Below are 11707 nucleotides of genomic sequence, written 5' to 3' on the forward strand. Positions count from 1 at the left end.
ATTACATAAAAATGATTGTGTCGGCAATGCATGTCACGTACCGTTCGTGAGATGGAGCACATTCAGCACTGGATCGACGGCAGGCTCACCTCAGGCGAGTCGAGCGCGACCTCTCCCGTCTTCAACCCGGCCACCGGTCATCAGTCGGCTGAGGTCTGCTTGGCGACGGCTACTGATGTCGACAGGGCGGTCGACTCTGCACGTGCTGCTGCGACGGCGTGGCGACGGACCTCCCTGGCGACGCGCAGCAAGGTGCTGTTCGCCTTTCGGCAGCTGCTGGTCGAGCACACCGATGAGCTGGCGGCGCTGATAACTGCCGAGCACGGCAAGGTGCTTCCCGACGCGGCCGGCGAGATCGCGCGCGGGCTGGAGAACGTTGAATACGCCTGCGGCATACCGAATTTGCTGAAGGGCGACTTCACCGAGCAGGCCTCTAGCGGCGTCGACGTCTACTCGATCAAGCAACCGGTCGGAGTCGTTGCCGGCATCACGCCGTTCAACTTCCCGGTGATGGTCCCGCTGTGGATGTGCGCCGGCTCGATCGCTTGCGGGAATGCATTCATCCTCAAGCCCAGCGAGAAGGACCCGTCCGCGTCGCTGTTGCTGGCCAGGCTGTGGCAGGAAGCCGGGCTGCCGGACGGTGTATTCACCGTGTTGCAGGGCGACAAGATCGCCGTCGACGGGCTGCTGCAGCACGATGACGTCGACGCGGTGAGCTTCGTCGGCTCCACACCCATCGCGCAGTACATCTACGAGACCGGGACCCGGGCCGGCAAGCGAGTGCAGGCACTCGGCGGCGCGAAGAACCACATGATGGTCCTGCCCGACGCTGATCTGGATGTCGCGGCGGATGCGGCGGTTTCGGCAGCGTACGGTGCTGCGGGCGAACGCTGTATGGCGGTCTCGGTCGTCGTCGCCGTCGGCGCGGTTGCCGACCCGCTGATCGATGCGATCAAGGACCGGCTGCCCTCGCTGCGCATCGGACCGGGTGATCAGGAGGGCTCCGAGATGGGCCCGCTGATCACCGCGGAGCACCGCGACAAGGTCATCGACTACATCGATCGCGGCGAACAAGCCGGCGCCAAGGTCGTAGTCGACGGCCGCACAGGTCGCAGCGACAGCGGCTTCTTCCTCGGCTGCACGTTGTTGGACGATGTGTCACCGGAGAACGTCGCGTACACCGACGAGATCTTCGGTCCGGTCCTCGCAGTCGTCCGCGTTCCGTCGTATGACGATGGTCTCGACCTCATCAATAGTCACCGATTCGCGAACGGAACAGCGATTTTCACGCGTGACGGGGGAGCGGTGCGGCAATTCCAGTTCGACGTGCAGGTCGGCATGATCGGCGTCAACGTGCCTATCCCGGTGCCCGTCGGCTACTACTCGTTCGGCGGCTGGAAGGCATCGCTCTTCGGCGACACACACATGTACGGGCCGGAGGGGATCAACTTCAACACGCGACGCAAGGTCGTGACGAGTCGCTGGCCGGACCCGGGCACGTCGCGGATCGACCTCGGCTTCCCGACCAATGGAGAGCACTGAGATGGGCGAGCGGGACAAGGCGGCACAGGTCGTCACCGACGATCGCAACCACGTCTTCCACTCCTGGAGCGCTCAAGCGCACGTCAACGCGCTGCCTGTCGCGGGCGGATCTGGCTCGTACTTCTGGGATTACGACGGAAACCACTATCTGGACTTCTCCTCGCAGTTGGTCAACCTGAACATCGGGCACGGCCATCCGAAGGTCGTCGCCGCCATACAGGAGCAGGCCGGGCGCCTGGCGACCATCGCACCCGCCATGGGCAGCGACGTGCGCGGCGAAGCCGCCCGATTGATCTCGGAACGTGCGCCGGGCGGACTCGATCGAGTGTTCTTCACCAACGGCGGCGCCGACGCCAACGAGCACGCCATACGTATGGCGAGATTGCAGACCGGCCGGCCGACGATCCTGTCGGCATACCGCAGCTATCACGGTGCAACGGGCGGCGCGATCGCGCTGACCGGCGACCCGCGACGCTGGGAGAACACCCCGACCGGGCAGTCGGTGGCGCACTTCTTCGGGCCCTACGCCTACCGCTCGGCCTTCCACAGCGACAGCGTCGAGCAGGAGTGTGAGCGGGCGCTCGCCCACCTGAGGGACGTGGTGCAGCTGCAGGGCTCGAGCACGATCGCCGCGATCATCCAGGAGCCGGTCGTCGGCACCAACGGGATCCTCGTCGCGCCGCCCGGCTACCTCGCCGGAGTCCGCGAATTGTGCGATGAGTACGGCATTTTACTCATCGCGGACGAGGTCATGGCCGGCTTCGGGCGCTGTGGTGAATGGTTCGCCATCGACCACTGGGACGTTGTGCCGGACTTGATCACCTTTGCCAAGGGCGTCAACTCCGGGTATGTCCCACTGGGCGGCGTGATCCTCGGGCCCGCGACCTACGAACGTTTCGCGGAGCGGCCCTACCCGGGAGGTATGACCTACTCCGGCCACCCGCTGGCGTGCGCGGCGGCCGTCGCCTCGATCAAGGCGTTCGAGGAGGAAGGGATCCTCGAGCACGTCCGCAAGCTCGGTGAAACCGTCGTAGAGCCGCGGCTGGCAGCGTTGCAGGCTAAACACCCCAGCGTTGGCGACGTGCGCGGACTCGGGATGTTCTGGGCCATCGAACTGGTCAAGGACAAGGAAACCCGTGAGCCACTGGTGCCGTTCAACGCGGCCGGCGCGGACGCGGCGCCGATGAATTCCTTTGCAGCAGAGTGCAAGAAGCACGGTCTGTGGCCGTTCGTGAACATGAACCGCACCCACGTTGTGCCGCCCTGCACCATTAGCGAGGATGAGCTGCGCACCGGACTCGACATCATCGACGCGGCACTGGATGTTGCCGACGAACAGGCGCGTGCATAATGGTGAACACCATTGACGATCGCCTCGGCGCCGCCAAGCGTATGCCGTTCTGGCTCGATACTGCCGACCGGCCGGAGCCGAGGTCGCCCCTCGCGCAAGACAGTTCGTGCGATCTGGCGATTGTGGGCGGTGGTTTCAGCGGACTCTGGACAGCCGTGCTCGCCAAGGAAGCCGAGCCGGACAGAGACGTCGTGCTGCTGGAAGGTGGCCGCCTCGCGTGGGCGGCTACGGGTCGCAACGGCGGGTTCTGCGCGGCGAGCCTGACCCACGGCCGGGACAACGGGCTCTCGCGGTTCGGTGAGCAGGCGCAGGACGAGCTGGACCGGCTCGGAATGCAGAACCTCGACGAGATTGAGCAAACCGTCGAAAAGTACGGCATTGATTGTGAATTCGAACGAACCGGTGAGGTGGACGTTGCCACCGAGCCCTACCAATTGGCCGATCACGTGGCCGAGCCCGGTTCGCGCGTGCTGGACCGGGACGCCATACGGGCCGAGCTGAATTCACCGACCTTTCTCGGCGGCGTGTGGGACGAGCGCGGTGTCGCGATGCTCAACCCGGCGAAGCTCGCGTGGGGTCTGGCCGAGCTCGCGGAGCGGCTCGGCGTGCGCATCGTCGAGCAGACGCCGGTCCGCGAGCTGGTCAAGCACGACCACGACATCGAGCTTCGCACCGATCATGGATCCGTGCACGCGGCGCGAGTTGCGTTGGGCACTAATGTGTTTCCGGCTCTGCTGCGTCGCTTGCGGTTCCACACAGTGCCGGTCTACGACCACGTGCTGATGACCGATCCGCTCACCGACGAGCAACTCGCGTCGATCGGTTGGCAGCACCGGCAAGGCTTCGGTGACAGCGGTAATCAGTTCCACTACTACCGATTGAGTGCCGACAATCGAATCCTCTGGGGTGGCTATGACGCGGTCTATCACTACGGCCGCCAGATCAAGCACGAGTATGACGACCGACCAGCGACGTTTCGGAAGCTGGCCGAGCACTTCGACACGACCTTCCCGCAGCTGGCCGGCATCGGGTTCAGCCACCGGTGGGGCGGTGCGATCGACACGTGCACCCGGTTCTGCGCCTTCTTCGGTAGCGCGTATGACGCCCGCGTTGCCTACGCGCTCGGCTACACCGGCCTCGGTGTTGGTGCCACACGTTTCGGCGCACAGGTAATGCTCGATCTGCTCGACGGACGTGAGACCGAACGCACTCGCACACCGCTCGTGCAAAATCGACCGCTGCCGTTTCCGCCCGAACCGTTGGCATTCATCGGGATTGAGGCAACTCGATGGTCCCTGGCACGTGCCGACGAGAAGGAGGGGCGGCGGAACCTGTGGTTGCGCGGTCTCGACCGCGTCGGTCTTGGATTTGATTCATGACCGAGCTGCACGAGGAGCGTTCCGTCACGACCGGGGCTGTCCTGCGCGCCAAGATGGGCACGCTGCCACTGGTCGGGATCATCTACTTCAGCGTGTCGGGCGGCCCGTTCGGCCTCGAGGAAGCGGTCGGCTCATCGGGTGCTGGTATGGCGCTGTTGATGCTCGTCGTCGTACCAGTGGTCTTCGCCATACCGTGTGCGCTGATGTCCGCCGAGCTCGGGACTGCCATGCCTATCGACGGCGGCTACTACTACTGGGTGAAGGCGGCATTCGGGCGCTTCCCGGCCTTCGTGCAAGGCGCGTGGTCCTGGCTCAACACCTTCCTGGACACCGCGCTGTACCCGATAGTGTTTGCCGACTACCTCGCTCAATGGGTGCCGTTCTTCGAGCGCGGTGACCATGTCGCGTTCAGCTTGGGGGGCGGCGATCTGTCGTTCGACGCGCATTGGCTGCTCGCGATCGCGTTCATGATTCCGTTGGCCTGGTTGAACATTCGCGGGTCCCGAGTGGTTGGCGACACGTCGCTGATGATGATGGTGCTCGTGCTTGCGCCATTCGTCATCACTTCGGTGCTCGGCCTGTGGCGGCTGTTGGACGGTGAATCCGAGACGATTGCAAAGTCATTCACGCTTCCAGACCAAACGGTGTTCAGCTCGTTCGGCGCCGCGCTCGCGGTTGTGATCTGGAACTACATCGGCTGGGAGAGTCCGAGTACCGTCCTAGCAGAGGTCGATTCGCCGCGTCGTACCTATCCGAAAGCGCTGTTGATCTCCATTCCGCTGATCACCATCAGCTACGTGCTGCCGATGATCGGCGCGCTCGGCAGCGGGCTGCACCACGGAGACATGTCGGCTTGGGACGACGGCGACTTCGCCAACGCCGCGAACTTGCTGGCCGGGCCGTGGCTGAAGCTGTTGGTCACCATCGCGGCCGTGATCGCCCAGGTGGGACTCTTTTCATCGCTGCTGATGTCAGGCTCGCGGGTGCCGAAAGTGCTCGCCGGTGACGGCTACCTGCCGCGGTGGGTTGCGCGCGATCACGAGCGCCATGGCACCCCGGCAGCGGCAATCCTGCTCAGCTGTGTGGTTTTCGCGGTCTTCTGCGCGCTCAACTTCGAGGCCCTTGTCGACGCTGACGTCATCACGAACCTCGCAGCGATCCTGATGGAGTTCGGGGCCTTCCTGATGTTGCGTCGCAAGTTCCCGGCGATGCGACGCCCGTACCGCGTGCCCGGCGGCTGGCTGGTTGCGTGGCTGCTCCCGCTCGGGCCGTTGGTCTTCACCATGTGGCTCGGCGCGAGCGCGTTCAACGATGAGCCTGCGGCGTTCTGGATCGGGCTGATCATCCTCGCGCTGGGAGTGGTGCTCTATCCGCTCGCCCGTCGGGCGTGGGGCGGTCAGTCGCGGGGCGCTGTCGAGGTCGAAGGCATCGATTTCGGCGTCGGCATCGACCCGGTCGCCGTGCTCCACGACGCGTCCTCGATCGTCGAAACCCGTTGATTCGTATGGCGATGCGCGCCGACTAGCTACCGAGTCGATGGAGCTCGCGCCGCACATTGGCGCGGGCTCGACCGCTCCACGCTCTCCTGGCGTATGGCGAACGGTAGACCTCCGGCCGGTCGGCGAGTGCGGCGAGGATGTCGCCACGACCCGTCGCGTATGCCGCGTCCGGCACGTGCGCGTACTCGGCGCGAACCTGCGCGCAGTATTCGTCGAACCGTGCATCCGGGGCGGCCAGAATCGCCAGATCCGCATCGGTGAAGACGTCGGCGAGCGCACCCGGAAGTCCGGTGCCGTGGTCGATCGTCAGCAGGATCAGCACCTCGACGACTTGTATGTCGGATGCGTTGACCTGCAACGACGCCAACAGGTTTCGAGCCAGCTCAGCGCTCGCGCGCTCGCTGTCGCCGGTCGGTGCGTGCACGTCATACACCGCGTCGTGCAGCCAGGCGGCGATCCGCGCGAGGCATGTCTCGCGCTCGCCGAGTCCACTGGACGACCCGAGTTCGTCGATGGCGGAAAGCATCTCCGCCAGATGCTGGTCGGTGTGATAGCTGCGGTGCGGCTCGCGCCAGCGAGCCAGCAGGTCTGCTCCTCCGCGACGCGCGGTCGCGCGGTCGACCGCAGGGGCGAGCCGCGCCAGGTTGCTGGTCCAGGCATCGAGCAACTCCGTGTCGGACATGCCTCAATCGTCGCGGTTGCCGAATCGGTCCGCCAGCCGGGGATCGGACAGCCACCAGGGTCGGTCCGCCTCGGGCTCGGACGCCGGATCATCGGCGGACGATGCGACGCCACGCGCCGGATGGGCTCGACCATGCGACGCACGAGCCAGCTCGGCGCGGTCCAACTCGGCGTCGGTCGCCCGGGCTTCGGCGGCGTCACTGCGCAGCCACTCGATGAAGACCGCCGCCAGCATGGGCACGCCGATACTCTCCGCCACGGCGAGCAGCGCACCGCCGGCATACTTCTGGTCCAGTGTGTGGCTCAGCCCGCCGCGGAGTGAATCCGCCGCGTGCGAGAACCCCGGAAAGTGGGGCAGCAGAATCGAATTCGCGGTCATCACCAGGATGCCGGGCAACGCGTCCGCGACGCCGTCGAGGAACGCCAGGAACGTGCGCACCGGGGGAGTCGCCCACTCCGGCAGCAGCCCGTCGGCGAGGGTCGGCAGCACGAAGAGCAGCCCGACGATCAGCAACTGCAGGATCAGCACTGTGCCGAGCCACTGCGAACGGACCGCGTGGTCGCCATACGGCGTGAAGAAGATCGCCATGATGCCGGCGATGTCCAGCAGGAAACTGACCAGTGGGAAGGTCAGCGAACGGACGAGCCGTGATCGCACCGCGCGCTCGACCCGGCTGCCGTCCGGGCCGAGGGCAGCAGTCAGCAGCCGCAACGGATCACCCAGCGCCAGACCCATCGGCGTCACCGTGCCGATCACCGCGACCTGCGCGGCGAACATCCACAGCAACGTCCCGCGGTAGACGCCGACGGCGCCGCAGGTGACGTAGAGCAGGCTGCCCACCCCGAGCACGAGGTATGACGCAACGCGCCACCACGGCCAGTGGACCCCACGCCGCCGCGCGGCGAGCAGCATCCAGCCGTAGCCGCCCAGCAGCAGCACCGCGAGCAGCACGCCCGCAACGTCGAATCGCCAGGCGGTCCACCAGCTCGATACGTCGAAGGGCTCCGAGGCCAGACCGGTCACCTGGGAATTGTCACCGACCAACCACAACGTCAGCTGAGGACGCGGGCTGCTCGGGCTGCTCCGACTGCTCGGCGAGATCGTCGTGGACGTACTTGCTGCCGCGCAGCAGGCTGGCGATGGCCGCGACGACCATCATCGCCGCAGCCGCCGTGAAGACCACGATGAGACCGTCGTGGAACGGCCCGGACAGCAGGTGCGGGAAGAACTCCTTGCCGGTCAAGGTCGAGGCGTTCGACGCGGGGATCTTGTCCAGCGTCCCGGTCGGGCCGAGCAGGCTCTCGATCGGGTTGTAGCCGAGGAACGCCGCGAACATCGATCCCACCGGCGGCAACCCGGCGACCTGGTCGGCGACCGACGCAGGCACGTGCTGGGCGAGCAGTCCGGAACGCATCGCGTTCGGCAGGTTCTGGGCGAGGCCGGCGATCATCAGCGAGAAGAAGATGCCGATCGACAGCGAGGTGCCGGAGTTGAAGAACGTCGCACGCATGCCGGACGCCGCACCGCGCTGATGCGCGGGCACCGAATTCATGATCGCGGTGGTGTTCGGGGCGGAGAACATGCCCGAGCCGATGCCATTGAGGAAGAGCAGCGTGGCGAAGATCCAGTAGTTGAAATTCACCGGTATCAGCAGGAATCCGACGAACGTTGCAGCGGTGATCAGCAGCCCGCCACTGGCGAACGCCCGCGCGCCGAACCGGTCGGAGAGGAACCCGCTCACCGGGCCGGCGATCAGGAAGCCGATGGTCAGCGGCAGCAGGAAGATGCCCGCCCACAACGGCGTGGACTCGTAGCGGTAGCCGTGCAGCGGCAGCCAGATGCCCTGCAGCCAGATGATCAGCATGAACTGCATGCCGCCACGGCCGACGGAGGCCAGCAGACCCGCGAAGTTGCCGGCACTGAACGCCTTGATCTTGAAGAGGCTCATCGAGAACATCGGGTCGGCGACCTTGGTCTCGATGATGCAGAACGCCGCCAGCACCAGGGCACCGCCGATGAGTCCGGCCAGCACCCACGGGTTGGTCCAGCCCATGGTGTGGCCGCCGTACGGCTGGATGCCGTAGGTGATCGCGACCAGGATGGCGGTCACGCCGACCGCGAAGGTGATGTTGCCCGGTATGTCGAGGCGGCCGCGGCGTTTGGTGCCCAGCTCGTGCAGCGACTTGTAGGCCCAGACCGTGCCGAGCAGGCCGATCGGCACGCTCACCCAGAAGATCGCGCGCCAGTGCCACTCGGAGAGCACGCCGCCGATGATCAGCCCCAGGAACGAGCCGGCGATGGCCGCGACCTGGTTGATGCCGAGCGCCATACCGCGTTGGGTGGAGGGGAAGGCGTCGGTGAGGATCGCGGTCGAGTTGGCCATCAGCATGGCGCCGCCGACGCCCTGCAGGATGCGGCCGACGATGATCCACATCGCGCCGTTGCCGCCGTCGAGCGGGTCGAGCGACAACAGCACCGAGGCGACGGTGAACACCACGAAGCCGAGGTTGTACATCTTGACCCGCCCGAACATGTCGCCCAGCCGTCCCAGCGCGACGACGAGGACCGCAGACACCACGAGGTAGCCCATCAGGGTCCACAGCAGGTAGCTGATGTTGCCGGCGCCCAGCGGGTCCAGGTGTATGCCACGGAAGATCGCGGGGAGCGAGATGATCACGATCGAGGAGTTGATGGTCGCCATCAGGACGCCGAGGGTCGTGTTGGACAACGCGACCCATTTGTAGCGGGGATGGTCTGCCTCGAAGCGGCGTCGTGGGCCGCGGGTTCGTTGCGTGCCTTGGTCGGGGGTGGGGGCTTCGGTCACTGGAGGTGCGGGCTTTCCGTCGTGTGTGTCGGTTCGGATCGGGCGATTTCGTCGACATCTCCGGCGAAATCGTTAGCCGAGGTAACTAACAACATAGCAGCGTTATGCAAGAGCTCCCTGGGCGTGATCGTTGCGTGGACGGATCCCGGACCCCGGCCGGCGCGGCGTCTACCCTGGCCGCGTGACCACATCGCTCGCTGTCGCTGTCATCGGAGCCGCCGGACGGATGGGGACGGCCGCGTGCGCCGCCGTCGACGATGCCCCGGATCTCACCCTCGTCGGCCGGTACGACGCAGGGGACGACCTCGGCGACCTGGGTGGCGCCCAGGTCGCGGTCGACTTCACCGTCCCGGACTCGTCCCCGGCCAACGTGGCCCACTGCGTGGAGCGCGGGGTGCATGCCGTGGTGGGCACCACCGGGTGGACCCCGGAGCGGATCGGGGCGCTGAAAGCGAAGCTGGCAGAACATGATTCGGTCGGGGTCCTGATCGCCCCCAACTTCGCGATCGGCGCACTGTTGATGATGTCGTTCGCCCAGCAGGCTGCGAGGTTCTACGAGTCGGTCGAGATCGTCGAGACCCACCACCCGGCCAAGGTCGACGCGCCCTCGGGGACGGCGGCACGCACCGCGGAGCTGATCGCGGCCGCGCGCGCCGATGCCGGACTCGGGCCGGTCCCCGACGCAACCATCAGCGACCCGGACGGTGCTCGCGGCGCCGCCGTCGCCGGCATCCACGTGCACGCTCAGCGGCTGCGCGGCCGGGTCGCCCACCAGGAGGTCTCGTTCGGTGGCGAGGGTGAGGCCCTGACGATCCGGCACGACTCCTTCGACCGAGTCAGCTTCATGCCCGGCGTACTCGCCGGGATACGGGCGGTGCCCGAACATCCCGGCCTCACCGTCGGACTGGAGCACTTCCTCGGATTGGCGTGAGCGCGTCGACCGGCGTTCACCGCGACGTTCGCCGGCTCACCTAACCTCTCGGGTCCCGGCTCGTCCGAGCCGCCGGGGACAGGAGTGCGTGGCGGGTGGATGTGCTGTCGTTCGTCGAGGCCCTGATGGATTCCTGGGCGATCTACCCGGTGCTGTTCGGGCTGTCCTTCGTCGACGCGCTCGTCCCGGTGTTCCCCAGTGAGGCCCCGATCATCATGGCCGGTGTCTACGCCGCGTCCACCGGCGAGCCGATCGCGGCGCTGGTGGTCCTGGTGGCTGCGGCGGGCGCCTGCCTCGGTGACCATCTCACGTACTCGATCGGCCGGCGATTCGCCCACCGCGTCGCCCGCATCGGCACGGAGACGCGTCGCGGCCGGGCACTCGACGTCACTCGACGGCTCATCCGTCGACGGGGGCCGACGGCGCTGTTGGTCGGGCGGTTCATCCCGTGGGGACGCATCGCGGTCAACCTGCTGATGGGAGCCGGCGGCACTCCGTTGCGGCACTACACGCCGTATGACGTGGCGGGCGTGCTGCTCTGGGCGACATACAGCCTCGGCCTCGGCTACATCGGCGGTGCCACGTTCGAACACAACGCGCTCGCCGGCATCCTGTTCGGTCTCGGCATCGCGATGGCGTTCACCGCGCTGATCGAGGGAACCCGGTGGCTGGTGGCGCGCCGCCGGGCGAGACCGACGGTGCGGGACACGGCTGATCGCGCAGCGTGATTGGCTGGTGACATGGCCACCCCGACGACACCGCACGCGATCCGACTGACCGTCATCCGCAACGATCCGGACAGCGGACCTGGCCGACTGCTCGACTGGAGTCTCGCAGCAGGTGTCCCGCTCGATCTCGTGAAGGCTGACGAAGGTGACCAGATCCCCTCTGCGGCAACGGATCTGGACGCTTTGATCATGCTCGGCGGCGGCTTCCTGCCCGATGCCGACCGCGAGCATCCGTGGCTGGCGGCCGAGCGAGCCCTCGCCCGGGACTGTCTCGACCGCGGTGTGCCGGTGCTCGGCATCTGCCTGGGTGCTCAGCTGCTGGCCCATGTCGGCGGCGGACGTGTCGAGGGAGACTTCGGTATGCCGGAGAAGGGTGTCACCGAACTCACGCCGCAGCCCGCTGCCGCGGACGACGCTCTCTTCCAAGCATTTTCGACTCGCACGGTCGGCATCGAGAGCCACCGTGACCAGATCACGCAGCTGCCGGACGGGGCCCACCTGCTCATGTCGAGCGAGCGCTGCCGCAACCAGGCGTTCCGGCTCGGCGACACCGCATGGGCGACGCAGTGGCATCCCGAGTCCAGCGCGGCCCGGGTCGCCAACTGGAGTGACGCCAAGATCTCCGAACTCGGTTTCAGCCCCGACGAGGTCAAGCGGGTCGCACAGGAGCACGACGGACAGCTGGAGTCGACGTGGCAGGCGTTCTTCGAGCGTTTCCTGGCCGTGGTCGCGGAGACCGCGGCCAGCCGCGTCCCGTTGAGGTGACCCGCC

At 66.7% G+C, this 11707-nt stretch carries 10 protein-coding genes; 7 read left to right on the plus strand and 3 right to left on the minus strand.

What is annotated here, in order from left to right; translation table 11 throughout:
* Positions 1-51 precede the first annotated feature (51 nt).
* The 4 genes from ACZ50J_RS06870 to ACZ50J_RS06885 are packed head-to-tail and all read left to right on the plus strand — an operon-like array spanning position 52 to position 5771.
* On the plus strand, positions 52-1542 hold the full coding sequence (locus tag ACZ50J_RS06870) for a CoA-acylating methylmalonate-semialdehyde dehydrogenase (protein WP_464300520.1): 1491 nt from the start codon (positions 52-54) through the stop codon (positions 1540-1542).
* Positions 1529-2893 carry an aminotransferase class III-fold pyridoxal phosphate-dependent enzyme gene (locus ACZ50J_RS06875; protein WP_464300521.1) on the plus strand — a complete coding sequence of 455 codons (1365 nt, stop codon included), beginning with the start codon at positions 1529-1531 and terminating at the stop codon, positions 2891-2893. Before ACZ50J_RS06870 ends, ACZ50J_RS06875 begins: the two co-directional genes overlap by 14 nt.
* Positions 2893-4272 (plus strand): NAD(P)/FAD-dependent oxidoreductase, encoded by a 1380-nt coding sequence (locus ACZ50J_RS06880; protein WP_464300522.1) that lies wholly within the window; start codon positions 2893-2895, stop codon positions 4270-4272. Before ACZ50J_RS06875 ends, ACZ50J_RS06880 begins: the two co-directional genes overlap by 1 nt.
* Positions 4269-5771, plus strand: a complete 1503-nt coding sequence (locus ACZ50J_RS06885) for an APC family permease (RefSeq protein WP_464300523.1) — start codon at positions 4269-4271, stop codon at positions 5769-5771. Before ACZ50J_RS06880 ends, ACZ50J_RS06885 begins: the two co-directional genes overlap by 4 nt.
* 22 nt (positions 5772-5793) lie before the next feature.
* Here ACZ50J_RS06885 and ACZ50J_RS06890 read toward each other — a convergent pair whose 3' ends face one another.
* Genes ACZ50J_RS06890 through ACZ50J_RS06900 form a run of 3 tightly spaced genes read right to left on the minus strand, consistent with a single transcriptional unit; the run spans position 5794 to position 9277 of the window.
* Positions 5794-6453 (minus strand): HD domain-containing protein, encoded by a 660-nt coding sequence (locus ACZ50J_RS06890; protein ID WP_464300524.1) that lies wholly within the window; start codon positions 6451-6453, stop codon positions 5794-5796.
* A 3-nt stretch (positions 6454-6456) separates the two neighbouring features.
* The gene (locus ACZ50J_RS06895; protein WP_464300525.1) at positions 6457-7476 is read right to left on the minus strand and encodes a cytochrome c oxidase assembly protein; all 1020 of its coding nucleotides are present in this window, start codon (positions 7474-7476) and stop codon (positions 6457-6459) included.
* A gap of 10 nt (positions 7477-7486) precedes the next feature.
* Positions 7487-9277 (minus strand): MFS transporter, encoded by a 1791-nt coding sequence (locus ACZ50J_RS06900; RefSeq protein WP_464300526.1) that lies wholly within the window; start codon positions 9275-9277, stop codon positions 7487-7489.
* A gap of 181 nt (positions 9278-9458) precedes the next feature.
* Between ACZ50J_RS06900 and dapB the strand changes: the two genes are divergently transcribed.
* The 3 genes from dapB (at position 9459) to ACZ50J_RS06915 (ending at position 11701) form a co-directional block, all read left to right on the plus strand.
* Entirely contained in the window at positions 9459-10208 is a 750-nt protein-coding gene (gene dapB, locus ACZ50J_RS06905) for a 4-hydroxy-tetrahydrodipicolinate reductase (protein WP_464300527.1), read from the plus strand.
* 95 nt (positions 10209-10303) lie between these two features.
* A complete protein-coding gene (locus ACZ50J_RS06910; protein ID WP_464300528.1) occupies positions 10304-10936 on the plus strand; it encodes a DedA family protein in 633 nt (210 codons plus the stop codon).
* Between the two features lie 12 nt (positions 10937-10948).
* A complete protein-coding gene (locus ACZ50J_RS06915) occupies positions 10949-11701 on the plus strand; it encodes a type 1 glutamine amidotransferase (protein WP_464300529.1) in 753 nt (250 codons plus the stop codon).
* Positions 11702-11707 lie beyond the last annotated feature (6 nt).

It is taken from the genome of Flexivirga sp. G2, from assembly GCF_055397625.1.